The 25,594-nt window shown below is 71.7% G+C and carries 17 protein-coding genes; 8 read left to right on the forward strand and 9 right to left on the reverse strand.

Going from position 1 to position 25,594, the window contains the following annotated elements; all coding sequences use genetic code 11:
* Positions 1-273: 273 nt before the first annotated feature.
* The 6 genes from IEZ11_RS50580 to IEZ11_RS06455 all read right to left on the reverse strand — a co-directional run bounded on the left by IEZ11_RS50580 (position 274) and on the right by IEZ11_RS06455 (position 9,873).
* Positions 274-3,168 (reverse strand): TIR-like protein FxsC, encoded by a 2,895-nt coding sequence (locus IEZ11_RS50580; RefSeq protein WP_229712824.1) that lies wholly within the window; start codon positions 3,166-3,168, stop codon positions 274-276.
* Positions 3,161-4,093 (reverse strand): AAA family ATPase, encoded by a 933-nt coding sequence (locus IEZ11_RS06435; protein WP_189261587.1) that lies wholly within the window; start codon positions 4,091-4,093, stop codon positions 3,161-3,163. Before IEZ11_RS06435 ends, IEZ11_RS50580 begins: the two co-directional genes overlap by 8 nt.
* Entirely contained in the window at positions 4,090-6,168 is a 2,079-nt protein-coding gene (locus IEZ11_RS06440) for a vWA-MoxR associated conflict system protein (RefSeq protein ID WP_189261588.1), read from the reverse strand. The genes IEZ11_RS06435 and IEZ11_RS06440 overlap by 4 nt, the downstream gene beginning before the upstream one ends.
* A complete protein-coding gene (locus tag IEZ11_RS06445) occupies positions 6,165-7,142 on the reverse strand; it encodes an alpha/beta hydrolase (RefSeq protein ID WP_189261589.1) in 978 nt (325 codons plus the stop codon). Before IEZ11_RS06445 ends, IEZ11_RS06440 begins: the two co-directional genes overlap by 4 nt.
* A gap of 174 nt (positions 7,143-7,316) precedes the next feature.
* The gene (locus IEZ11_RS06450) at positions 7,317-7,979 is read right to left on the reverse strand and encodes a YceI family protein (RefSeq protein WP_189261590.1); all 663 of its coding nucleotides are present in this window, start codon (positions 7,977-7,979) and stop codon (positions 7,317-7,319) included.
* A gap of 250 nt (positions 7,980-8,229) precedes the next feature.
* A complete protein-coding gene (locus IEZ11_RS06455; protein ID WP_189261591.1) occupies positions 8,230-9,873 on the reverse strand; it encodes a M4 family metallopeptidase in 1,644 nt (547 codons plus the stop codon).
* Positions 9,874-10,011: 138 nt separating this feature from the next.
* Here IEZ11_RS06455 and IEZ11_RS06460 point away from each other — a divergent pair, with 138 nt between their 5' ends.
* Positions 10,012-10,446 carry a gamma-glutamylcyclotransferase family protein gene (locus tag IEZ11_RS06460; RefSeq protein ID WP_229712825.1) on the forward strand — a complete coding sequence of 145 codons (435 nt, stop codon included), beginning with the start codon at positions 10,012-10,014 and terminating at the stop codon, positions 10,444-10,446.
* 817 nt (positions 10,447-11,263) lie between these two features.
* A complete protein-coding gene (locus tag IEZ11_RS06465; RefSeq protein ID WP_189261593.1) occupies positions 11,264-12,559 on the forward strand; it encodes an AMP-binding protein in 1,296 nt (431 codons plus the stop codon).
* 103 nt (positions 12,560-12,662) lie between these two features.
* Here IEZ11_RS06465 and IEZ11_RS06470 read toward each other — a convergent pair whose 3' ends face one another.
* Entirely contained in the window at positions 12,663-13,343 is a 681-nt protein-coding gene (locus IEZ11_RS06470; RefSeq protein ID WP_189261594.1) for a SanA/YdcF family protein, read from the reverse strand.
* A gap of 154 nt (positions 13,344-13,497) precedes the next feature.
* On the opposite strand from IEZ11_RS06470, the gene IEZ11_RS06475 reads away from it, so the two are divergent.
* The 6 genes from IEZ11_RS06475 to IEZ11_RS06500 all read left to right on the forward strand — a co-directional run bounded on the left by IEZ11_RS06475 (position 13,498) and on the right by IEZ11_RS06500 (position 21,621).
* Complete coding sequence (locus tag IEZ11_RS06475) at positions 13,498-14,232, forward strand: sirohydrochlorin chelatase (protein ID WP_189261595.1); 735 nt, start codon at positions 13,498-13,500, stop codon at positions 14,230-14,232.
* A gap of 318 nt (positions 14,233-14,550) precedes the next feature.
* Positions 14,551-15,318, forward strand: coding sequence for a hypothetical protein (locus IEZ11_RS06480; RefSeq protein ID WP_189261596.1), 768 nt, complete (start codon positions 14,551-14,553; stop codon positions 15,316-15,318).
* Positions 15,319-15,497: 179 nt separating this feature from the next.
* Positions 15,498-16,778, forward strand: a complete 1,281-nt coding sequence (locus IEZ11_RS06485) for a deoxyguanosinetriphosphate triphosphohydrolase (protein WP_189261597.1) — start codon at positions 15,498-15,500, stop codon at positions 16,776-16,778.
* Between the two features lie 158 nt (positions 16,779-16,936).
* Complete coding sequence (locus IEZ11_RS06490) at positions 16,937-18,202, forward strand: NAD(P)/FAD-dependent oxidoreductase (RefSeq protein ID WP_189261598.1); 1,266 nt, start codon at positions 16,937-16,939, stop codon at positions 18,200-18,202.
* 103 nt (positions 18,203-18,305) lie between these two features.
* Complete coding sequence (gene dnaG, locus IEZ11_RS06495; protein ID WP_189261599.1) at positions 18,306-20,216, forward strand: DNA primase; 1,911 nt, start codon at positions 18,306-18,308, stop codon at positions 20,214-20,216.
* Between the two features lie 103 nt (positions 20,217-20,319).
* Positions 20,320-21,621: an RNA polymerase sigma factor gene (locus IEZ11_RS06500; protein ID WP_189261600.1), complete on the forward strand. Its 1,302-nt coding sequence runs from the start codon at positions 20,320-20,322 to the stop codon at positions 21,619-21,621.
* 187 nt (positions 21,622-21,808) lie between these two features.
* Here IEZ11_RS06500 and IEZ11_RS06505 read toward each other — a convergent pair whose 3' ends face one another.
* On the reverse strand, positions 21,809-23,737 hold the full coding sequence (locus IEZ11_RS06505) for an ABC transporter ATP-binding protein (RefSeq protein WP_189261601.1): 1,929 nt from the start codon (positions 23,735-23,737) through the stop codon (positions 21,809-21,811).
* Positions 23,737-25,470 carry an ABC transporter ATP-binding protein gene (locus tag IEZ11_RS06510; RefSeq protein WP_189261602.1) on the reverse strand — a complete coding sequence of 578 codons (1,734 nt, stop codon included), beginning with the start codon at positions 25,468-25,470 and terminating at the stop codon, positions 23,737-23,739. Before IEZ11_RS06510 ends, IEZ11_RS06505 begins: the two co-directional genes overlap by 1 nt.
* Positions 25,471-25,594: the final 124 nt, after the last annotated feature.

Raw genomic sequence — 25,594 nt, forward strand, 5'->3', positions numbered from 1 at the left:
ACCCCGAACCCCGTTGAGGGGGAGTTCGGGCAGGTCAAGGGGGTCGCACAGGCACCGGTATGAAGAACACACGAACGGCGGCTGCCGGGGGGAGTGAACGGGTGACCCCCGTCCGCGGCGGCCCCTGCGACCCGCGCCGGCCGCACCGCCGGGCCGTCCCGGAGCACGACGGGCTCGCGCCGTTCGTCCTCGGTGGCCCGATGCCGGAGGAGACCGGGGCCGAACGGGTTCGGCGGCTCCGGGCGGCTCCCCCGGATGTCACCCCGGCGGCCGTCACGCCTCTCCGTCGGGGGCGTCTCCCACGGGCGGGTCGGACGGCGGGTAGGGGTCCGCCAGAAGAGGTCTGGGGACGTGCGGGCCCGGCGGGAGCCGGACCTCCGCGTTCTTCAGGAACTGCTGGGTCGTGTAGGCGACCACCTGGGGCAGCACCCTGGTGAAGGACTTGAGTGTGGGGACGCCGTTGACGGCGATCCGGGCGTCGCTGCGCCGGGTCCGCTGCAGGATCGTCGGCATCACCCGTTCCAGTTCCCCGGCGAGCCGGCGCCCTTGCTGTCCGTGGTTCTGCAGGTCCGTCCGGGAGCGCGGCACGATCGCGCTCACCCACGGGCGGGCGTACGCGTCGAACGTCTTCAGCCTGGCGCGGCGTTCCTCGTCGGTCAGCGCCCACTCGTCAAGGAGCAGGATGGTCGGCCTGGAGGGTTCATGGGGGTCTCTCGAACCTCCGGTCAGTTCCTCGTCGTCGAAGTTGGAGACGGTCACCCGGTAGTCCAGGGAGCGGATCAGCTCCTCGGCGAGGACGGGCAACGGCCTTGCGGACTCCGCGCGGTACGGGTTCCAGTCCAGCGCGTCGTCCCCGTACGGCCCGGTGTCGCGGTGGCCGGGCACGGAGTCCCGGGTGGGAGCGAGAACGGTCAGCCGGATGTGCCGGGGTCCGGTGCCGCGCGGTTTGAAGGCGCTCGGGGTGCTCTCGTAGTCCCGGGCGAGTCCGGGCGGCAGCCGGGACTCGCCGGCCGCCTGCACGATGCGCTCGGCGAGGCCGAACACGGTCTCGTCGTACTCGTCGCGCAGCCGGCTGAGCTTGATCAGCCCGTAGATCCCGCTGTTGAGGTAGCTCCTGCCGAGCGCGAGGTTCTCGATGTGGATGTGCCGTACGGAGTCGGGTAGTTCGCTCATGTCGACGGGCGCCCACAGGGCGGGCACGATGGGCGAGGCGGTGGCCGTCCCGGTGGTCCGGGCGTTCAGCATCCGTTCGTGGAAGGCGTACCACTCGCGGCCGCACGTCTCGCTGGAGAAGTAGCGCGGCGAGAACAGCGGAACGAACACCCGGCAGGTCGCGAGGTTCTCGCTCAGCTTCTCGGGCCAGCCCTCCCCGGACCGCATCTCCCGGTCCATGAACCCGGCCGGTGACCCCGCGGGCAGGTCGGTGAGCGCCATGATGTGGTCGCACAGGTCGTTGAACAGGACCCGCACCCAGTGGTCGGGGTCGCCACTGTCCGGACCCCACTGCGGGGTGTGGGCATAGGAGAGGTAGAAGTAGGGCGGTCTGTGGGACTGCGAAGGGCCCCGTGTCGTCGCGGCCGAGCGCTGCGCCGGTGCGGCCGGCAGGGCCGGAGTCGGCTCCGCCCGCTCCTCCCGGGTTTCCGGTTCCTCCCGCGTGACCAGCCCGAGCAGCTCAAGAGTCTGCCGTGACGCCTGGGCGAACGCCTGGATCTCCGCCTGGATCCCGGCGGTCGCCGTCCGGTCGTGCGCCATGGACGGGATCTGCCGGCTCCTGCTCTCCAGCGCCGCGACATGGCGGTTGAGCGCCTCGTTGATCCGCCACATCTCGTGCTGTGCGAGGTGCTGCTGCAGTTGGCGGCGTACCGGCTCGGACAGGCTCAGCTCGGTCGTTCCGTCGTCGCCCGTGCCCAGCGCGAACAGGCCGCTGACCAGGACCTCGGCGATGTCCGCCGTGGATGCCTCGGGCACCAGCTCCTGCCGGACGAGATGCAGCAGGCGGATGCTCAGCCTGCTGAACGTGGAGCACAGGACGGCGAGCCGCACCGCCGGTGCGGAGGCGGTCCGCACGAAGTCGTCGGCGGTCACCGGCCGGGCCCCGCGCCCGACGGCGCTCGCGGGCCGTCCCCAGGAAGGCACGAGTACCGCTCCGCATCCCTCGGGGGCCCGGCGCATCACCGTGCGGGACCAGCGGTCGAGCGCGTGCGGGGACAGCGACAGGACGGGGACGGGCTGCCATCCGCCGTCCGGCGCCGCCTCCCCCTCGGGCAGCAGGGGCGGCAGGTCGAAGGAGAGACGGGCGTTGACCGCGCCCGGCGTCGCCGAGAAGACGCGCACCGCCGGCAGGTCGAGACCCGTTCTGCGCCACAGCTTCACCGGCAGCGGATTGAGCAGCGCGACCGGCGTCGAGGAGGCCCACTCACGCAGCAGCCGCCATACGGCGGCGTCCCGCCAGCCGGCGGCCGCGCAGTCGGAGACCACGATGACCAGCCGCCGGCCGTCGGCGGAGCGGAGCCGGCCGTGGCCCATGGACTCGGCCTGCCGGTCCCTGAGTTCGGGCCCGCCGTCGGTCAGGAGCAGGTCGCAGATCTGGAGCGTGCGAAAGGCCCCGAGGCGGTCCAGCACGGCGGCGAAGTCGGTGACGGTCTCCTGCCACACCCGCATCGCGGGCGACCGGTCCACCACCACGGTCAGGTCGAACCACCGTTCCGGCGCGGGGCCGAAGACCGGCAGCAACTCTCCGCTGCGGGCGTAACCGTCCACGGTGGCGTCGATGTCCAGAGCCGACCGGCGGCCGTGCGGCCAGCGCCGCTTCCACGGTCGCACGGCGCGCCCCGTCTCCAGTGCCAGGGGCAGGGCCGCCGCCGGTGGCACGGCCACCGCGTCACCGGGAATCCGGACCGGGGTCCCGGTCAGCCGCTCATGGAGGTCGGCCGCCGGAGCGCCGGGCTGCGGACCGGTATCCGGCGCGGCGGCCTCCGGCGCGGGTGACGCGTCCTCGGGCAGGTCCGACGCGGATCGCCCGGACCAGTCGCCGGTGTTCCCGTCGATCCGTGCGGCCAGCCAGAGCGCGTCGGCCAGATCCGTGGTGCCCCAGTCCGGCGCGACCGCGGTCAGAGTGGTGAGAAGCCGTGCCAGCGGGTCGTCCCCGGGCATGGCGTGATCAGGCACGGGACAGCTCTCGCAGGACGAGGGCCAGCACCGCGTCCCCGTCCTCACCGGCCAGTCCGGACGGTCCGGTCAGCAGGTGAATCGCGTTCAGGAGCTGGTCGACGGCGAGGCTCTCGCCCGCCGCGACCCGTTGGACGAACGACGTGATCAGTTCGTCCACCGTGTCGGCCCGGTCCCCGTCGACGCTGGTTCGCAGGTGTGCCTCGACCACCTTGCGCAGCGCCTCGACAGTCGGCTTCGGCATGGTGAACCGAATGCAGCGCCTCAGGAAGGCCGCCGGGAAGTCCCGTTCGCCGTTGCTCGTCATCACGATGAACGGGAACTGCCGGCACTGGACCCGCCCGCGGTGAACGGACGTGATGTCGGCACTGCGCCACTGGCGTACCTCGACGGTGTCGCTGGTCTCCGTGTACCGGGCCAGTTCAGGGATCTCGAAGTCGCCGCGTTCCAGCACGTCGAGCAGGTCGCTCGGCAGGTCCAGGTCGCTCTTGTCGATCTCGTCGACCAGGAGTGCGCGCGGGCGTTCCACCGCGACGAGCGCCGTGCCCAGCGGCCCCAGCTCCAGGAAGGGCCCGATGTCGTCGTGGCCGCCGAGCCGCTGGGCGTGGATCCGGCCGAGGGCGTCGTACCGGTAGAGGGACTCGCCCAGGGTGCTGCGGGAGGTGATGTGCCAGCGCAGCACCTCGCCGAGTTTCAGTTCCGCGGCGACCTGTTCGATCACCGTGGACTTTCCGGACCCTGCCGCGCCGGTCAGCAGGAGCGGCCGGCGCAGGGCCAGTGCGGCGTTGACGGCACTGACCAGGCCGGGGGGCGGCTGGAACTCCTTGTGCAGGGCCTGCCGGGGAAAGCTCCGCCACGGCGGCGGATCCCCGAGCTCCACGTCCCGCGGGATACCGTTCCCGACATAGAAGGGCTGCCAGGTCATGAGGCGTTCTCCCCCGTCACGGTGTACCGGCCGAACCAGTCGCAGAAGTCGAGCCATTCCGGGTCGTGCCAGATCGTGCGCCACAGCGCCAGTTGCTCCCGGCCGTCGGGCTGTCCCGGCACGCTCCGGCGCCAGCTGCACCGGTACGCCTCGCAGAACTCCGCCGGCAGCAGGTGCCAGAACTTGTCGAGGCTGGCCTGGAACCCTTCCCGCGTGCAGTCCTCGACGCCGGGCCACAGCACGATCGGGGCGTACGCCAGGAGGGTCTCCATGAGTTTCTCGAAGCGCGGCGGCCGGTGCGCCAGCGCGACGGCCCGGTCGAACTCGCCCCGCTCCAACCGTGCCTTCAACTCGTCGGCGCGGGCCATGTCCTGCTCACCGAGCCAGTCGACCGGGGCCCGGCCCGCTCCCCACGCGGTGATCTGCTCAAGCTTCTCCCGGGCGCTCTCGTTGATCCACCACAGGTGCTCGGGCGGGCAGAGCCGTTCGCTCCAGCGCAGCAGGACGTCGTACCGGCGGCCCAGCAACTCGCCGAAGGAGGTCAGCTCGGGCCGCCAGCGCAGCAGCAGCGCGGCCGAGGCGGCCACGTCCACGGAGTACGGCCGTACCCCGATCCGTCGCGCCTGCGCGGACGCCCACCGCACCGCACGCTCCAGTTCGCGTTCGACGCCCTGCTGGGTGGGCGGACAGTCGAACCTGTCCTCGTGGGCGAACACCTCGCCCCGGTCCAGCAGCCATGCCTCCAGGGTCTCGGGCCACTGGTCGGCCACCGCGGCGTGCAGACTGACGACGAGCCGCAGCCGGGCCTTGGTGCCGCGCTGCGCCACCGCGCCGAAGGCCTCGGCGAGTTCGATCCGTACGCCGATCGCGGCCGCCCAGGCGAGGAGCGCCGGATGCCGGGCCGTGAGTCCGTCGTCGACGGCCAGCGCGGCCACGAAGTGGGCGAGCCTGGCGTTCCTCGTCCCGGTGTCACCCGGCGTGTGCAGCCGCAGGTACTCCACGGCGTCCGTGAGCAGTGCGGTGCCCGTGCTCTCCGGCAGGGGTGCCGCAGGCCGTCCCGCGGCCAGCCACAGGGCTCGGCGGAGGCGTTCCGAGGTGAGGGGGTGCTCTCCCGGCCACGCGGAGAGGAACTCGACGGTGCGGACGCTGTCCAGGGCGCTGTGCACGACACGCAACGCCCAGGCCAGCGCCGCGGGGTCGGCGTGCTCCCGGGCCTGCAGACCGGTGTGCAGCCGACGCAGCGCGTCGGCACCGGACACCGGTTCCGGAAACACCGAGGTTCCGCCCAACGGCGCCAGCGCGGACCGCAGTTCGGCGGTCGCCCGGGGACCGAGCGCGGACCCGTCCGGCCGGTGGCTGGCGTTGCGGGCGAGCCACAGGGGCTGGCCGAACCTGCTCCCTTCGTAGCTCACGTGCCGCGCGTCCTGCCCCGGAACGGCGTCCCGTACCGCGCGGAGCACCTTCGTGGGAGGCAGCAGTTCACCGGCGCCGGCGATGCCTTCGGTCAGTACGCGCGAGATGCCCCGGGAGAAGGCGAGTCCGTGTGCCGTCTGCGCGGCACCGACCGCCGACAGCATGGCGAAGTCGGCCGCCCCTCTGCGCACACCCCCGTCGAACGCCTTGAGGTCGGGCACTCCGCCGCCCGCGTGGCAGGTGTCGACGAGCAGGATCACCCCGGGCAGTCCGGGTGTCTCCAGGGCGCGCGTGAGGATCTCCCCGACGTTCACCGCGGATCCGGTGACGTCCCGGTGCGAGTCGCCCGCCATCAGGAAGAGGGTGGGATTCCGGCCCGAGACGATGCCGTGCCCGACCAGGGCGACCACGAGGACGGCCTGCTCGGCTCCTGCCGCCAGGGCCGCCTCACGGAGCACCCTCTCGATGAGGGCCTGGCCGACCGAGGTGCCGTGCAGCAGTGCGGAACCGGAGACGGGGCTCGGCCCGCACGCGCCGGTCCACTGATCGGTGAGCGTCCGGTACAGGTCCTGTGCCACGGCGTCGAGTCCGGCGAGCACCTCCAGTTCGGCACACTGCGGCGCGATGACGAGCGCGTGTCTGCGGGGGGCCGGCCCGGTCATGGCGTCGTGGCTCTCTCGATCGCCTCGATCACGGGGCCTGCCACTCCTGGCTGGGCCAGGTACTTGACGGCCGGGTGCACCCAGACACCGTCCGAGTCGACGCGCGCGCTGCGGGGCAGGACACCCCGGCGGTTCGGGAGAAGGGACTTCTCGAGTTGCGGCCGGACGGCTATGAGGTCGTCCCTGTCCCAGAAGTTGAGCCATCTGCCGACCGGTTCGGGAACCCGCAGGGGCTGCGGCCGGATCCGCCGGCCGACGGCGGCACGCATCCCGATGGGCGAGCCCAGGGTGACGAACAGCGGGACTTCCCCGTCGTGCGTGTGGAGGGCCTCCAACGCGACCACGGTTCCCAGCGAATGGGCCAGCACGATGGTGGGAACACGGGAGTCCAGTTCCTGGTGGAGACAGCGGCGGACCCGGGTGTCGAGGGTCGATCCCCCGTCGTCCCGCTCCGCGCGCCGCAGATACCGGATCACCTGACGCAGCTGACCCACCATCAGCCCGGCGCTGGCCCACGTGCCCACAGTGCGCAGCCCGGGTGCCGACAGGAGCGTGTTCGCGCAGTCGAGAACCTGCCGGACGACCGCACCGGCACCCTGTGCACCGCCTTCGGGGGCGAGCTGTGCCAGGGCGTGCCGCAGCGGTCCGGTCTCCTGCTCGTCGGCGGACCCGGCCAGCCATGCGGCCACCGCCTCCTGGAAGAGCTCACGGACGAGCTCGGCCTCGGTCGCGTCGGCGTTCTCCGGATCGTCCGGGTCGCCCGGCTCCCCGCCCTGCTCCTGGGGGCGGCCGAACAGGTGGCCGTAGTAGACGAACCGGGCATCGGCCGCCCAGCCCTGCGTCAGGTCCAGGAATCGCCGCGCGTGTCCCGCCCGACGGCCTCCGTCGGCCAGCGCCCGCAGCCAGGTGTCGAGTTCGGCGGCCGGACTCCGCGGGCCGCCCACGCCGTGGACGAAGAGCAAACGCGGCTTCATGCTCCCCCTTGAGCCCCAGCCGAACCGTCAGCAGGACATGAGGGTAGCAATCAGGACACCCGCACGTCCCTGGTCCGGCAAGAACCCGGGCGCGACGACCGGGGCCGCGAGCACGCGGCAGCCCTCCGCCGGCCCGGCCGTCGGCCGGAGCCGCCCCGCGGTCGGTCCGCCGCCTCAGCCCCCCTCCGGCACCAGCCGGATCGCCGCGATGTCGAACTGCAGCCGCACCGTCTCGCTCACCATCGCGCCGCCCTCCGCCAGCCGGGAGTCGTAGGACAGGCCCCAGTCCATGCGGTTGATGGTGGTGGTGCCGTCGAAGCCGACGCGTTCGTAGCCGAAGGGGTCCGTGACGGTGCCTATGCAGGTCAGTTCCAGGTCCACCGGGCGTGTCGCGTTCTTGATGGCCAGGTCACCGGTCATGACGTAGACGTCCGGGGCTTTCAGGCGTACCGCCGTGCTCTGGAAACGCATCCGCGGATAGGTCGCGGAGTCGAGGAAGTCGCGGCCGGTCAGATGGGCGTCGCGCTGTTCCACGCCCGTGTCGACGCTCGCCGTGGACAGGATGATCTCCGCCTGGGAGCGGGACGGGTCGCGGCCGTCGAAGTAGAGGCGGCTCTGGTACTCGGTGAAGGCCCCGCGGACCGTCGTCACCATCGCGTGCCGGACCGAGAAACCGATTCTGCTGTGCGCCGGGTCGATGATCCACTCGCCGGTGAGGGCGGCGAGGGCGGGGTCGAGGAGGACCGGGGCCGAGGTGGGGGAGGAGGGCGCTGCCGTCGGGCGCGGGGAGACCGCGGGGTTGCGGCGGGCCGTGTGGGGGCGGCTGAACAAGTTCATGATTTATCTAGTTAGTCCACTCGGGGAATTGCCGCAAGTGGTCTCCGGGACAGAGGAGTTCGGGAATTCCGTATACCGTCACCGAAACTGCACATCGTCGCCATGGGATCCCCTCAGGAAGTGCTCGGTATTCCTGAATTCCGCGTTTCCTCGAATTGCGCTGTTCCCTGTTGTCCGGGGTGTATGTGACGGCCGCCCCGGTTCGTTCGCCGGGGCGGCCGCCGTCAGGTCTCCAGGGTGCGGGCGCCGCTCAGTTCACGTTGACCGCGCTCCATGCCGCGGCCACCGTGCTGTACTCCGTGCTGCTCGCGCCGTACAGGTCCCGTGCCGCGTTGAGGGTCGCCGTCCGGGCGCCCGCGTAGTTCGTCGAGGACGTCATGTAGACCGTCAGCGCGCGGTACCAGATCGCCCCCAGCTTGTCGCGGCCGATGCCGGTGACCGTCGAGCCGTTGTACGTCGGGGAGTTGTAGCTGACCCCGTTGATGGTCTTCGCGCCGCTGCCCTCCGCGAGGAGATAGGCGAAGTGGTTCGCGACGCCCGACGAGTAGTGCACGTCGAGGTTCCCGACCGACGAACTCCAGTAGTCCGCCGAACTCCCGTCCTTGGACGGCTGGTCCATGAACCGCAGCGCCGCCTTGCCGAAGCCGGAGCGGACGATCTTCTCGCCGATCAGGTAGTCGCCGGGGTCGGAGGAGTTGTTCGCGTACCACTCCACCAGCGTGCCGAGGATGTCGGAGGTCGCCTCGTTCAGGCCGCCGGACTCGCCCGAGTACGTCAGCGCCGCCGTCTTGGAGGTGACCCCGTGCGTCATCTCGTGGCCCGCCACGTCAAGGGCCACCAGCGGACCGAAGGTCGTCCCGTCGCCGTCGCCGTACGTCATGCAGAAGCAACTGTCGTCCCAGAAGGCGTTGTTGTAGCTGTTGCCGTAGTGGACGCGGTTGTACGAGCCCTTGCCGTCGCCCGCGATGCCGCTGCGGCCGTGGACGTTCTTGTAGTAGTCCCAGGTCTCGTTGGTGCCGTACTGGGCGTCGACGGCCGCCGAGGAGCGGTCGGTCGTGGCTCCCGTGCCCCAGTGGTTGTCGGCGTCCGTGAACACCGTCGACGGCGCCCGGCTGATGCAGATGCCGAAGATGCACAGGTCGGTCTTGTTCGCCGCGTCCCCGGTGTAGGTGTTGCCGCGGCTGGGGTCCGTGAGGTTGTAGGACGACCCGGAGAGGGTCGTCTCCAGCGGGACCGTGCCGCTGTACAGCGACTTGCCGTCGCCCGTCGCCGTCTCGATGCTGTCCCAGGCGTCGATCTGGGCGCCGGTGCGGGCGTTCGTCAGCACCGTGCGGGCGACCGGGTTGCCGAGCGAGTCCTTGCCGACGGCGTTGGTGCGCCAGGCCAGCTTCGGGGTGCCGTGCAGGGCGTCGACGACCAGCTGCGGCCTGGCGCGCACCTGCTTCAGCGCGTCGCCAAGGTTCGCCGCGCGCAGGGCGTTCACCGCGAGGTCGGCGGCCCTCGGGGCGGAGACGTCCGGGACGATCGAGGCGAGGGATATCTTGGCGCGGGTCGCCCGGTCGGCGCTGCGGTAGGCGCCGTCCGACTTGAGGTGGACGACGAAGTCGCCGCCCAGGACCGGGAGTTCGCGGTACGTGCGGTCGTAACGGACGTGCTGGGTACCGTTCTTGTCCACGATCACGTCACGGACCGAGGTGCTCTCGGTGGGCGTGAGGCCGAGGGCGGCGGCATGCTGGACGAGCGCCTGCGCCGCGTTCGCGATCGCGGCGGCCCGGGTCGGTCTGGCGTCGGCGTGGGCGGCGGGGGAGAGCGCGGCGGCCAGCAGGGTCGCGGTGGTGGCGGCGACGCCGGCCGTGGCGAGACGGGAGGCTCGGGTGTTCCGGGTCCGGCTCATCGGTCTCCTTGGAGGTGCGCCTCGAAGGCGTGGGGGTGGCGCTGATGACGACAGTGATTTAAGTGGGCATGACAAGTCATGTCCATAGCGCCTCCATGGAGAAGTGTGTGGAGACGGAGGGGGTGGAGAATCCTTCCTGTGACCACCCGCGACCCCCGCCACCTCCCGTTCTTCGTCTACGGCACGCTCCGCCCCGGCGAGGTCAACCACGACGCGTTCCTGCGGGGGCGGACGGAGACCGAGGAACCCGGCCGCCTCGACGGCGCGGCGCTCTACGACGGGCCCGGCTATCCCTACGTCGTCGAGGAGCCCGGGGCGGCGGCGGTGCGCGGCGAACTCGTCACCGCGCGCCCCGAGTCGTACGACCGGCTCCTCCTGGAACTCGACGAGCTGGAGGAGTGCGTGCCTCAGGACCCGGCGAGCCTGTACGTGCGCGTGGCGCGGGAGGTCGTACGGCTGCGGGACGGGGCGGCGGTGCGGGCCTGGGTGTACGTCGCCGGGCCCGTCGTGGCCGGAAACCTGCGCGCCGACGGCCGGCGCATCGACGGCGGCGACTGGCTGACCCACCGCTGACACCGGCAGGGCGGGGGTGGGGGTAGGGGTGGGGGTGGCGGCGGGGCGGCGGGGTGCCTCAGCGGCGGCTCACCGGCGCACCGGTTCTCCGTGTCCCTGCCCGTCGGGGACCTCGACGCCCGCCCGGCGGGCAGGGGCGACTGGGCCGACCCGTACCGCGGGTCGCGGTGCGGGGTGGGCGGGCGTCGAGGCGGTCTCCGCGTCGCCCAGCGTGCTTCCGGTGTGTTACGGCCCGTGACGGACTCCTGTTGCGCGGCCGAAACGGCCAACTCCCGTCCGGATCCCAGCCATCGTGAGAACCGATACCGGTCCGACGGCCTCCGGCGCGGGGCTCGGGCACGGCCGACGGGTGCCGGAACGGGCCGGTGCGTGCCCCGGCCCGGACCGGTACGCGCCCCCCGCTCCGGCTCATGTCCGCGCAGGTCGGCCCGGATCCGCCCGGTGCGGCCGCCCCATCGCGACGCCCCGGGCACCGGAACCCGCGCGTGGCTCGTTCCCCACCCCTCGTTGGCCGATCCCGCCCCGTTTGAGTCTCCAAGGGGCCCCACTACAGTCGTCGTCTGCCACCACAGCCCGGCAGGCCCCGCAGGACCCGGCAAGCCCCGGCAAGCCGACGCGGGACCGCACAAACCCCGCGCCCCGTAAGCCCGTAGGCCCGTAAGTCCCAGCAAGCCCCCGTACGGCGCTCGACACGCCACCGCCCCACACCCACCTCCCCACACGCACCGCCCACACACCGCCCTGACCGGGCCCCCGCCGCACCCGGACTCGGCCTCCCCCCCCCACGCGAGAGAGCCAGCCAGGAGGTCTCCGAGCCATGCCTCTGCGTCACCTCACCCCCCGCGACCAGCACCTCTTCTGGCAGTACGGCCGCGGCGCCGACGTACCCGTCCACGAACCGCTCGTGCACCGCGCCGTCGAGCGGCATGCGATCGTCCACCCGCACTCCGTCGCCGCCGAACACCACGGCGCGACCCTCACCTACGGCGAACTCGACCGCTACGCCGGTGCCCTGGCCGCCCGCCTGGTCCGCGAGGGCGTCCGCCCCGGCGACCGCGTCGGCCTGTTCGCCCGCCGTTCCATCCCGACCCTGGTCGGCCTGCTGGCCGTCCTCAAGGCGGGTGCCGCCTACGTCCCCCAGGACATCGGCCGTACACCCCCGGCCCAGCTCGCCCATGTCATCCGCACCGCCCGCACCCGGGTGGTCCTCACCCAGAAGGAACACGCCCCGCGCGTCCCCCTCCCCGCCGACCACCGGCTGATCGCCCTCGACGACCCGGCGCCGTACGACCCCGGCCCCGTGCCGCTGCTGCCACCGCACCCCGACGACAGCTGCTGCGTCCTCTTCGTCCCCGGGCCCGCCGGCCGCCGCCACGGCGTGCAGCTCACCCACCGCAACATCGCCAACCTGTTGCTCACCGAACCCGGCGGGTTCGGCATCCGCCCCGGCGACCGGGTCGTCCAACTCCTGGGCATCGCCTCCGACCTGGCGGTCTGGGAGATCCTCGGCTGCCTCGCCCACGGCGCCACCCTGGCCATCCGCGGCACGGACACCGACGCCGCGACCCGTACCGCGAGCGTCCTGATCACCAGCCCGGCCGTGCTGTCCGGCCTCGACCCCGCCGGCTGCCCGCGCGTCCGCACGGTCGCCGTCGTCGGGGAACCCTGCCCGGCTCCGCTCGCCGACCGCTGGTCGCGCCGGGCCGCCTTCTTCCACTGCCGCGGGCCGGCCGAGGCGACCGTCGTCACCACCATGGGCCGCCACACGCCGGTCGCCGGCCGGCCCGCCACCGGCCGGCCCACCCCCAACAACACGGTGTACGTCCTCGGCGCGGACCGGCGCCCGCTGCCCATCGGCGAGACCGGTGAGGTGTGGGCGGGCGGCGACGGCGTCTCGGCCGGCTACCTCGGCGACGACGCCCTGAACGCCGAGCGGTACGCCCCCGACCCGTTCCTCGGCGAGGGCCGCGCCATGTTCCGCACCCGCGACCTCGGCCGCTGGACCCCCGACGGCGGCCTCGAACACCTCGGCCGGGCCGTCCCGTCCCGGGAACGGCCGGTGCTGCGGCTCGCCGGGGAACGCACGGCGGGCCCGGTGACGGTCACCCGGTGAGGACGACGGCGCGGCGCTCCTGAGCGTTCCGCCGGAAGTCCCGCGATCTGCCGTCTGCCGTCTGCGGCGCCGTCGTGGCCGGTCGCGCAGTTCCCCGCGCCCCTTACGGGGCGCTGTCCGCCAAGGCCCTGGCCACCCCCGGTTCCTTCCTGCCCAGGAACTGGGGGTTCGGCTCGAAGACCACGTCGAGGGCCGCCTTCGCCGCCGCGAAGACCTCCCGCGTCCCCCCGTAGTACCAGGTCACGTCGTGCTTGGCGTCCACCCCGACCCCGTACGACGTCACGCCCGCCGCCTCGCACAGCGCCACCGCCCGCCGGATGTGGAACCCCTGGCTGATCAGCACGGCCCGGTCCACACCGAAGATCTTCTTCGCGCGGACGCAGGAGTCCCAGGTGTCGAAGCCGGCGTAGTCGCTGACGATGCGCGTGCCGGGGACGCCGTGCTCGGTCAGGTAGGCGCGCATGGCGTCCGGCTCGTCGTAGTCCTTGCGGCTGTTGTCGCCGGTGACGAGGACCACCTTGACCCGGCCCGCCTTGTACAGGGCCGCCGCCGCGTTCAGGCGGTTCGCGAGGTACGGCGAGGGCTCGCCGTCCCACAGGCCCGCGCCGAAGACGACCGCGACGTCGGTGCGCGGCACGTCCGCCACCGTGCGCAGCCGGCCGGCCGTCGAGACGTACAGCCAGGTGGCCGGCAGCAGCGCCAGCACGCAGCCGGCCATCACACTCTGCACCAGACGCCGCCGGCCGGTGCGGGTCCGCGGCAGCCTCGGACGGCGGATCTTCATACGGGTGTTCCCCCCTGTGGGCCTCGACCATGGAGGACGCGGCGCAGGACGCTCCGGTTCGCTCACACCGTGCGGGTTCGTACCGTGAAGCGCCGGAAAAGACTCGTGACGGTCAGGCAACGGAGGTGCAACCTCGCGCGGGGAGGATCCTCGCATGACGGTGACCGACCTCTCCCCGCGCCCCGGCCCGCCCGCCCTGGTCCTGGTGGCCCACGGCAGCCGCGACCCGCGCGCGCTCAGCACCGTGCGGGCGCTCATGGACCGGGTGCGCGCGCGGTGCCCCGGCCTGTCCGTGCACCTCGGTCACATCGAGCTGAACGAGCCGCTGCTCCCGGACACCCTCGCCGCTCTCGGGGACACCGAGGCCGTCCTCGTCCCGCTCCTCCTGGGCCGCGGCTACCACGTCAAGCAGGACATCCCGGAGATGGCGGTTGCCGCCGGTGCCCGGACGCGCCTCGCCGCACCGCTCGGCCCGCACCCCCTGCTGGCCGACACCCTGCACGCCCGCCTGCTGGAGGCGGGCTGGCGCCGCCGGCCCGCGAGCGCCGTGGTCCTGGCGGCGGCGGGCTCCCGGGACCCGGAGTCCAGGATCGACACGGACCGCATGGCCGGCCTCCTCGCCGCCCGCCTGGGCGTCCCGGTCCTCCCCGCCTACGCCTCGGCGGCGACCCCGACGGTCCCGGAAGCGATCACCGCCCTGCGCGCGAGGGGCCGTCACCACATCGCCGTCGCCTCCTACTTCACGGCCCCGGGCCGCTTCGCGACCCAGTGCGCCGCGGCGGCGCCGGGCGTGGCGGCGGCCCCCCTGGGAGCACATGCCGCGATGGCCGAGCTGATCCTCCACCGCTACGCGCACGCGCTCGGAACACCGGCGGCCGCGGCTGCCTGAGGCGGCACGTGAACGTCCTTGAGGATGTCGCGGGCGGCTGACCACCGGGCGCGGTCGCCAGGCAGCCCGAACGCCGTCCCGGCGCGGTTTCCGGACAGCGCGGCGCGGGGCGCACGCGCGTCGACTCCCCTTGCCCGCCCGAGTCCTGACCAGCCGATCGGCCATGTCCGACCGTATTTCGTGTGTGGTCGGTGAGGCGGAAGCCACGTATATAAACAGTGATGTCATATGCAAGTCGCTTCATCTGACTTGTATCGGCAGTTACAGGACATCGCCCATATCGGAGGATTCTCGGCACCGACCAGGGAGGGGAACCCCATGTCCGAAGACTTCTCCGAAGACATCTCCGAGGACGAGCCGCAGTACTCTCCGCAGAGAACCGTGTCGACCGGGACCAAGCGGAAGGACGACGGCAGCGGCAAGCAGGTTCCGACCAAGCGCCAGAAGGTCGAGTTGGTCGACAACGGCGAGGAGAGCGAGGGCAAGCACTCCAACTCGGAGGAGGGCTCCTCCTCGCAGGACTCCTCCTCGCAGGACTCCTCCTCCAGGGAGGAGTACCCCGGTCAGCCCGTCGGCAACTACGAGCCCTCGAACGAGCCGAGCAGCCAGTCGCAGAGCTCCCAGGACACCAGGGCGGACCTGGACCTCCACGAGGTGTTCATCCGGACGGCCGTCGCATGGGCGAAGGCCAACGAGGAACGCATCTTGAGGGTCTGCAAGACCGCGGGCGGCTGGGAGTCCTGGCTGGAGGTCGAGCTCTACCTCGCGCTGGACGACGCGGACGTGCAGGTGTCCCGGCAGCCGTCCTACACCGTGGACACCACCGGAGGCTCCCGTGCGGACCTCTTCCTCGGCGACCGCTTCCTGGTCGAGATCAAGGTGGAGACCGCCGAGGAGCCGGCGGACGCTTTCGCGAATCGCGTGAAGACCGACATCGACAAGGTCGATGCGAAGGCCAAGGGTGCCGCCTCGGTGGTGGGCTTCGCCTGGTCGAAGGAGAGCACGGCCGCCTGCACCAAGATGATCGGCGAGCCCGTCGAGGCCGGCGTGCTCCGGATCTTCCACGACGCCACCCTCGGCAGCTGACCCTCCCCGGGCCGCACTCCGCCCGGCGACCCGAACCGCGCCCGGGGCGGCGGAGCACGTCTCCGCCGCCCCGGCCGCGCGCTCGCGCCCGCCCGCCGGCGCGAGCCGGACGGAACCCGGCAGACGGGCAGGCACCCCACAACCCCCGTTTTGTCACCGCCAACCCGTACTGTCGAACCATGGCAGTCCCCGCACCCGCACCCTCCTCGGCCTACGACCCGGCGTCAGCCGACCGCTGGGCCCCCGAACCCGACAAGCGCCCCGGCCGCACCGCCTTCCAGCGCGACCGCGCCCGCATCCTGCACTCCGCCGCCCTGCGCAGGCTCGCCGGCAAGACCCAGGTCGTCACCCCCGGCACCTCCGCCCAGGCATGGGACGCCAGCCCCCGCACCCGCCTCACCCACTCCCTCGAATGCGCCCAGGTCGGCCGGGAACTGGGCGCCGCCCTCGGCTGCGACCCCGACCTCGTGGAGGCCGCCTGCCTCTCCCACGACCTCGGCCACCCGCCCTTCGGCCACAACGGCGAGCACGCGCTGAACGAATTCGCCGACGACTGCGGCGGTTTCGAGGGCAACGCCCAGTCGCTGCGGCTGCTCACCCGCATCGAGCCCAAGCGGTTCACCCCCGAGGGCTCCGTCGGCCTCAACCTCACCCGCGCCGCCCTGGACGCGGCCACCAAGTACCCCTGGCCGCGCGGCGCGCACCCCACCGACCCGGCCTCGCGCAAGTTCGGGGTGTACGAGGACGACCGGCCGGTCTTCGACTGGGTCCGCAAGGAGGCCCCCGGCACCCGCACCTGCTTCGAGGCCCAGGTCATGGACTGGTCGGACGACGTCGCCTACTCCGTGCACGACGTCGAGGACGGCCTGCACGCCGGTCACATCGACCCCGACTGCCTGTCCGCGGAGCCGGAACGGCAGGCGGTGTTCGCCGTCGCCGTCGGCCTGTACGTGCCCGCCGGCACCGACCCCGACGAACTCGCCGCCGCCCTCGACCGGCTCCAGGACGAGGAGTGGTGGCCGCACGGCTACGACGGCACCGCGGTCGCCCAGGCCCGCCTCAAGGACGCCACCAGCCAGCTCATCGGCCGGTTCTGCCTGGCCGCGGAGGGCGCCACCCGGGAGGCGTACGGCGGCGGCCGGCTCACCCGGTACGGCGCCGAACTCGTCGTACCGCGCGAGGCCAGAATGGAGTGCGCGGTACTCAAGGCCATCGCCCACCGGTACGTCATGCAGCGCGACGAGCAGGAGCGGCTCCGCGCCGACCAGCGGGTCGTCGTCGCCGAACTCGCCGAGGCGCTCACCGCCCGCGCGCCCGACGGACTCGACCCGCAGTTCCGGGCGCTGTTCGAAACTGCCGACGACGACCACGCCCGCAAGCGGGTGATCGTCGATCAGATCGCGTCGCTCACCGACGCGTCCGCGCGGTCGCTGCACGCGCGACTGACGGGACGTATGTGAACAGTTCGTGACTCTCCGCGACTCCCTGTGGCCTGATCGGGTCATGATCGAGTCAGCGGGGGTCACTCCCCCTTCCCGCATCACGCTGCGTGCGGGAGGCTCACAGTGCGGCGCATGTGGGCGGCATATGTGGCGGCACCCTTACGAGGAGGCACCAAGTGGTCGACGCGGACCAGACATTCGTCATCGTCGGAGGCGGACTCGCCGGCGCGAAGGCGGCCGAGACGCTCCGAGCCGAGGGCTTCACCGGCCGGGTGATACTGATCTGCGACGAACGCGACCACCCCTACGAGCGGCCGCCGCTCTCCAAGGGGTACCTGCTCGGCAAGGCGGAACGCGACAGCGTCTTCGTGCACGAGCCCGCCTGGTACGCGCAGCACGACATCGAACTGCACCTCGGCCAGACCGTGGACCACATCGACCGCGCCGCGAAGACCGTCCGGTTCGGTGACGACGGCACCCTCGTGCGCTACGACAAGCTGCTGCTCGCCACCGGAGCGGAGCCCCGCCGCCTCGACATCCCCGGCACCGACCTGGCCGGCGTCCACCACCTGCGCCGCCTCGCGCACGCCGAGCGCCTCAAGGGCGTCCTCGCCGCGCTCGGCCGGGACAACGGACACCTCGTCATCGCGGGCGCCGGCTGGATCGGCCTGGAGGTCGCGGCGGCGGCCCGGACGTACGGTGCCGAGGTCACCGTCATCGAACACGGCCCGACCCCGCTGCACAGCGTGCTCGGCCCCGAACTGGGCAACGTCTTCGCCCAGCTGCACCGGGAGCACGGGGTCCGCTTCCACTTCGGGGCGCGGCTCACCGAGATCGTCGGCCAGGACGGCATGGTGCTCGCCGCGCGCACCGACGACGGCGAGGAGCACCCGGCGCACGACGTCCTCGCGGCGATCGGCGCGGCGCCGCGGGTCGGACTGGCCGAGGCGGCCGGGCTGGAGCTCGTCGACCGGGCGTCCGGCGGGGGCATCGCGGTCGACGAACGGCTGCGGACCTCCGACCCGGACATCTACGCGGCCGGCGACGTGGCCGCCTTCCCGAACGCGCTGTTCGACACGAGGCTCCGCGTGGAGCACTGGGCCAACGCGCTGAACGGCGGCCCGGCGGCGGCCCGCGCCATGCTGGGGCAGGACGTCACGTACGACCGGGTGCCCTACTTCTTCACCGACCAGTACGACCTGGGCATGGAGTACAGCGGGTGGGCGCCGCCGGGGTCGTACGACCAGGTGGTGATCCGCGGGGACGTGGGCAAGCGGGAGTTCATCGCGTTCTGGGCGAAGGAGGGGCGGGTGCTGGCCGGGATGAACGTGAACGTGTGGGATGTCACAGAGCCGATCCAGAAGCTGATCACTTCGGGGGCTGTGGTGGACACCGACGCGTTGGCGGATCCGCATGTGCCGTTGGACAGCCTGGGCGCCTAGTGGGTTGCCGGGGACTGTGGTGTCGCGGGTGCGGCGCCGTCGTGGTTGCTCACGGAGTTCCCCGCGCCCCTTCGGGGCGCTTGAGTGACCGTAGAATTCATCCGTGGCTGGACGGATCAATGACGAGGATGTGAAGGCGGTTCGGGACGCGGTCCCGATCGACGCCGTTGTGTCCGAGTACCTTCAGCTGCGCAACGCGGGCGGCGGGAACCTCAAGGGACTCTGCCCGTTCCACGACGAGAAGTCGCCGTCCTTCCAGGTCAGCCCGAGCAAGGGACTCTTCCACTGCTTCGGCTGCCAGGAGGGCGGTGACACCCTCACCTTCGTGATGAAGGTGGACCACCTCTCCTTCTCGGAGGCGGTCGAGCGGCTGGCCGCCCGCGTCGGCATCACCCTGCGTTACGAGGAGGGCGGGTACAACCCGTCCCACCAGCGCGGGGAGCGGATCCGGCTGGTCGAGGCGCACAAGATCGCCGCCGTCTGGTACGCCGAGCAGCTCGCCACCGGCCCCGAGGCCGAGACCGGCCGGGTCTTCCTGGCCGAACGCGGCTTCGACCAGGCCGCCGCCGTCCACTTCGGCGTCGGCTACAGCCCCCAGGGCTGGGACCACCTCACCCGCTATCTGCGCGGCCAGGGCTTCACCGACAAGGAACTGCTGCTGTCGGGGCTGTCGCAGGAGGGCAGGCGGGGTCCCATCGACCGGTTCCGGGGCAGGCTCATGTGGCCGATCCGGGACATCGGCGGCGAGGTCGTCGGCTTCGGTGCCCGCAAGCTGTACGAGGCGGACAACGGGCCCAAGTACCTCAACACGCCCGACACCGCGATCTACAAGAAGTCCCAGGTCCTGTACGGCATCGACCTCGCCAAGCAGAGCATCGCGAAGGCCAGCCGGGCGGTCGTGGTCGAGGGCTACACCGACGTCATGGCCTGCCACCTGGCCGGGGTCACGACCGCGATCGCCACCTGCGGTACCGCCTTCGGCGGCGAGCACATCAAGATCCTGCGCCGGCTGCTGATGGACAACGGCTCGGCCCGGGTGATCTTCACCTTCGACGGCGACGCGGCCGGGCAGAAGGCGGCCCTGCGCGCCTTCGAGGACGACCAGAAGTTCGCCGCCGAGACGTACATCGCCATCGCCCCCGACGGCATGGACCCCTGCGAGCTGCGCCTGGCCAAGGGCGACGAGGCGGTCGCCGACCTGGCCGAACCCCGCACCCCGCTGTTCGAGTTCGCGCTCCGCCAGATCGTCGCCCGCTACGACCTGGACACCCCGGCGGGCCGCGCCGCCGCGCTCGACGAGGCGGCGCCGATCGTCGCCCGGATCAAGAACAGCGGTGCCCAGCACGAGGTCGCCGTCCAACTCGCCGGAATGCTCGGCATCCTCGACACCCAGTTCGTGGTCAAGCGGGTGGCCCAGCTGGCCCGCTGGGCCCGCGAGAAGGGCGGCGGCAGGGAGACCGGTGCGGCCCGCGGGCCGCAGCAGCCGTCGTACGACACCGCCGGCTCGCGTCCCGCCGTCTCCGGCCCCGCCCTCAACCTCCGCAACGCCGTCTTCGCCACCGAGCGCGAGCTGCTGAAGCTCGCCCTGCAGCGCCCCGAGCTGGTCTCCCCGGCCTTCGACGCGTACGGCATCGACGAGTTCACCGCCGAGCCGTACGCGGCCGTACGGCGGACCATCATGGAGGCGGGCGGCGCCGAGTACGGCGTCCAGGATCCGCAGGAATACCTGGTCCGGGTCCGTGACACGGCCGCCGACGACACGGTCCGCGCGATGGTCACCGAACTCGCCGTCGAGGCGATCATGCGCCGCACGGTCGACGAGAACTACGCGGGCGAACAACTCGTGACCGTCCGCCGCCGGGCCGTGGACCGCCGTATCCACGAGATCCAGATCACCCTCACCCGCCTCGGCAATGGCGGCGACCCGGCCCAACTCGCCTCCGTGCAGAACGAGTTGTGGGTCCTCCAGCAGTACGGACAGGCACTGCGCGAGCAGGGCCCGGCCGCCCTCTGAGCCCCGGCCGGCCGGCAGGATAACCGCGCGGTCACGGGCCGGACGCAAAAAGTCACCGCACGCCCCTCGTGGCGGCGATGTGTCTTACCCCACACTGGGGGCGGTGCCTGAGTCCTCGGAGCGCGGCCGGCCCGTCATCGACGGGTCCCACACCCCCGCCGTTCCACTCATCGCGTACGGGACGGACAGCGGCGAGGCCGTCGTCTCCGCCCCCGAAGTACCGCTGCCGCACCCCCTGGCAGCGATCATCCTGGAGGTCGCCCCCGTGCAGACCCAGACCCTGACCCAGACAGACGGCAGCAGCACGCTCACGGACGAACCGGAAGCCGACAGCGGCGGCTGTGCCGGCGTACCGCCGCAGAGCCGGGCCACGCTGCACCCCGAGACCGAGCCGGAGGGCCCGCCCGCGGACGAACTCGCGGCCGACGCCCCCGACCCGGAGCCCGAGACCGAGCCCGCCGAGCAGCCGGCCGCCGTCCGTGCCGACACCGGCGGCCCGTCCTCGGACCTGTTCCGCCAGTACCTGCGCGAGATCGGCCGCATCCCGCTGCTCACGGCCGCCGAGGAGGTCGAACTCGCCCGCCGCGTCGAGGCCGGTCTGTTCGCCGAGGAGAAGCTGAGCGGCGCCCCCGACCTCGACAGCGAGCTGGCGCTGGACCTGGACCGGCTGGTCGTCATGGGGCGGATGGCCAAGCGCCGCCTCATCGAGGCGAACCTGCGGCTGGTGGTGTCGGTCGCGAAGCGGTACGTCGGCCGCGGCCTGACCATGCTCGACCTGGTGCAGGAGGGAAACCTCGGCCTGATCCGCGCCGTCGAGAAGTTCGACTACGCCCGCGGCTACAAGTTCTCGACGTACGCGACCTGGTGGATCCGCCAGGCCATGTCCCGGGCCCTGGCCGACCAGGCCCGCACCATCCGGGTGCCGGTGCACGTGGTGGAGCTGATCAACCGGGTCGTCCGGGTCCAGCGCCGGATGCTCCAGGAACGGGGCTACGAGCCGACGTCCGACGAGGTCGCCGCGCATCTGGATCTGCCGCCGGAGAGGGTGGGCGAGGTGCTGCGGCTCGCCCAGGAACCGGTGTCGCTGCACGCCCCCGTCGGCGAGGAGGACGACGTCGCCCTCGGTGACCTCATCGAGGACGGCGACGCGGCGAGCCCGGTCGAGTCGGCGGCGTTCCTGCTGCTGCGGGAGCACCTGGAGGCGGTGCTGTCCACGCTCGGGGAGCGGGAGCGGAAGGTGGTCCAGCTGCGGTACGGGCTGGCCGACGGGCGGCCTCGGACGCTGGAGGAGATCGGCCGGATCTTCGGGGTGACGCGGGAACGGATCCGGCAGATCGAGTCGAAGACCTTGAACAAGCTGCGGGATCACGCGTTCGCGGATCAGCTGAGGGGCTATCTGGACTGATTTCGGCTGCGGGTGCGTGGGGGTTGCTCGCGCAGTTCCCCGCGCCCCTTACGGGGCGCTTCGCCCGCCGCTCCTTCTCAGCCGCGGGCAGGCGTGCCGCAGGGCGGCACGGGTGGGCGCGGGCGGTACCCCGCAAGCGCGGGCAAGTGAAACCCCCCGCCCCGCGCCCACGACGCACCGCACCCGCTCAGTCCACCTCTGCCACCGCCTGCGCGAACTGCGCCTTGTACAGCCGGGCGTACGCCCCGTCCGCGGCCAGCAGGTCCGCGTGCGCGCCCTGTTCCACGATCGACCCGTTCTCCATCACCAGGATGGTGTCCGCGTCCCGGATCGTCGACAGCCGGTGGGCGATGACGAACGACGTCCGGCCGTCCGCCAGTTTGGCCATCGCCTTCTGGATCAGGACCTCGGTGCGGGTGTCGACCGACGACGTCGCCTCGTCGAGCACCAGGATCGTCGGGTCGGACAGGAACGCCCGCGCGATGGTGATGAGCTGTTTCTCACCGGCGCTGACGCCCGTGCCCTCGTCGTCGATGACCGTGTCGTAGCCGTCGGGGAGGGTCCGGACGAACCGGTCCGCGTGGGCCGCCCGTGCGGCCTCCTCGATCTCGCCCCGGGTGACCTCGCGCGCGGAGCCGTACGCGATGTTCTCCGCGATCGAGCCGCCGAACAGCCAGGTGTCCTGGAGCACCATGCCGATCCCGGCCCGCAGTTCGTTGCGGGACATGCGGGTGATGTCGACGCCGTCGAGGGTGATCCGGCCGCCGGAGACGTCGTAGAACCGCATCAGCAGGTTGACGAGGGTGGTCTTGCCGGCGCCGGTCGGGCCGACGATCGCCACCGTGTGACCGGGCTCGACCGTCAGCGACAGGTCCTCGATGAGCGGCTTCTCCGGGTCGTACCGGAAGGAGACGTGCTCCAGGGCGACCAGGCCGCGCAGTTCGGCGGGACGCTCGCCCGGCACCGGGTCGGCCGTCTGCTCCTCCGCGTCGAGGAGTTCGAAGATCCGCTCGGCGGAGGCGACACCGGACTGCACCAGGTTGGCCATGGAGGCGACCTGGGTCAGCGGCATCGAGAACTGCCGGGAGTACTGGATGAAGGCCTGGACGTCACCGATGGAGAGCGAGCCCGACGCGACCCGCAGGCCGCCCACCACCGCGACCAGCACGTAGTTCAGGTTCGACACGAACATCATCAGCGGCTGCATCACACCGCTGTTGAACTGCGCCCTGAACCCGGCCTCGTACAGTGCCTCGTTCTGCTCGGCGAACTGCTGCGCCGACTCGTCCTGGCGGCCGAACACCTTCACCAGGGTGTGCCCGGTGTACATCTCCTCGACGTGGGCGTTCAGCTTGCCGGTGGTCCGCCACTGCTGCACGAAGTGCGGCTGCGAGCGCTTGCCGATGCGGGTGGCGACCAGGAAGGACAGCGGCACGGTGGCCAGGGCCACCAGCGCCAGGATCCAGGACACCCAGAACATCACCGCGAGCACGCCGATGATGGTGAGCAGCGAGTTGATGAGCTGGCCCATCGACTGCTGGAGGGTCTGGCCGATGTTGTCGATGTCGTTGGTGGCGCGGGAGAGCACCTCGCCGCGCTGCCGCTTGTCGAAGTAGGACAGCGGCAGGCGGGACAGCTTCGCCTGGACGTCCTCGCGCATCCGGTACATCGTGCGGTTGACGGCCCGGTTGACCATCCGGGTCGCCACCGCCATCAGCAGGCCGGCGACGAGGTACGTACAGAGCGCGAACAGCAGGACGTGACCGACCCGGTCGAAGTCGATGCCCTTGCCCGGGGTGAAGTCGGTGCTCCTGAGCATGTCGGCGACCGTGTCCTGGCCGCGCTCGCGCATGCCCGCGAGGACCTGGTCCTTGGTGGTCCCGGCGGGCATCTGCTTGCCGATGACACCGGCGAAGACCAGGTCGGTGGCCTTGCCGAGGATCTTGGGGCCGATCACGTTGAGCGTGACGCTCGCCACCACGCAGACCAGCAGCACGTAGATCGTGACGCGTTCGGGTTTGAACCGGGCGACCAGCCGTTTGCCCGAGTTCTTGAAGTCCATCGAGCGCTGGTCGGGGCCGCCCCCGGCCATCATGCGTCCCATGGGCCCGGCCATCAGGCGGCCTCCGCTTCCGTCAGCTGGGAGAGCACGATCTCCCGGTAGGTCTCGTTGCCGGCCATGAGTTCCTGGTGCCGGCCGGTGCCGACGACCCGTCCCTCGTCGAGGACGACGATCCGGTCGGCGTCCCTGATGGTCGCCACCCGCTGGGCGACGATGACGACGGTCGCCTCGGCCGTCTCCCGGCCGAGCGCGGCGCGCAGGGCCGCGTCGGTCGCGTAGTCGAGGGCGGAGAAGGAGTCGTCGAAGAGGTAGATCTCCGGTCGCTGCACGAGCGTACGGGCGATGGCGAGCCGCTGGCGCTGGCCGCCGGACACGTTCGTACCGCCCTGGGCGATGGGCGCGTTCAGCCCGCCCTCCAGCTTCTCGACGAAGCCCTTGGCCTGCGCCACCTGCAGCGCGTGCCAGAGCTCCTCGTCGGTGGCGTCCGGGTTGCCGTAGCGCAGATTGGTCGCGACGGTCCCGGCGAACAGGTACGGCTTCTGCGGGACCAGGCCCACGGTCTTCGCGAGCAGCTTCGGTTCGAGGCCGGAGACGTCCTCCCCGTCCACCAGGACCTGGCCGTCGGTGGCGTCGAAGAGGCGCGCCACCAGGCCGAGCAGGGTGGACTTGCCGCTGCCGGTGGAGCCGATCACGGCGGTCACCTCGCCGGGCCGGGCCACCAGGTCGACGGCCTTGAGCACCGGCTCCTCGGCACCCGGATAGCAGAAGCCCGCGGCCCGGATCTCCAGATGGCCGTGCCGGCGCAGCTCGGTGACCGGCGCGAGCGGCGGGACGACGCTGGACTCGGTGTCCAGGACCTCCTCGATGCGCTCGGCGCAGACCTCCGCGCGCGGCACCATCATGAACATGAAGGTGGCCATCATCACGGACATCACGATCTGCATGAGGTAGGCGAGGAAGGCGGTCAGATCGCCGATCGCCATCTGGCCGCTGTCGATCCGCCGGGCACCGAACCACACCACGGCGATCGACGACACGTTCACCGTCGTCATGACGATCGGGAACATCAGCGCGAGCATGTTGCCGGTGGCCAGCTGCATCTCGGTCAGGTCGCCGTTGGCCTTCCCGAACCGGCCCTGCTCGTACTCGTCGCGCACGAACGCGCGGATCACCCGGTTGCCGGTGATCTGCTCGCGCAGCACCCGGTTCACCGTGTCGAGGCGCACCTGCATGGCCCGGAACAGCGGCCGCAGCCGGCGCACGATCAGGGCGACGGAGATGCCCAGCACGGGTACGACGGCGACCAGCACCCCGGACAGCGGAACGTCCAGGCCGAGGGCGAGCACGATGCCGCCGACGCACATGATGGGCGCCGACGCCATCAGGGTGAACGCCATCAGGACCAGCATCTGGACCTGCTGTACGTCGTTCGTCGTACGGGTGATGAGTGAGGGCGCCCCGAAGTGACCCACCTCACGCGAGGAGAAGGACTGCACCCGGTCGAAGACGGCGGTCCGCACGTCCCGGCCGAGCGCCGACGCGGTCCGGGCGCCGTAGTACACCGCACCGATGTTGCACACGACCTGTGCGAGCGAGATGCCGATCATCAGGGCACCGAAGGACAGGATGTAATCCGTGTCACCCTTCACGACGCCGTTGTCGATGATGTGTGCGTTGAGCGTGGGCAGGTAGAGAGTGGCGCAGGTCTGCAGGAACTGCAGCAGCACCAGGATCGAGATGGGTTTCCTGTAGGGCCTGAGATAGGTCCGCAGAAGTCGTATGAGCACGCTACGTCTCTCGGAGTCGGCGGTGGGGGCGGGTTCGCTTGCCCGCGAAGGCGGGGTCGCTTGCCCTAGGCCCCTATCGTCCGACACTCCACCCGCGTTACCTCAACCGATTAACCCGACAGCG

The organism is Streptomyces fuscichromogenes (assembly GCF_014645815.1).
GTDB lineage: Bacteria > Actinomycetota > Actinomycetes > Streptomycetales > Streptomycetaceae > Streptomyces > Streptomyces fuscichromogenes.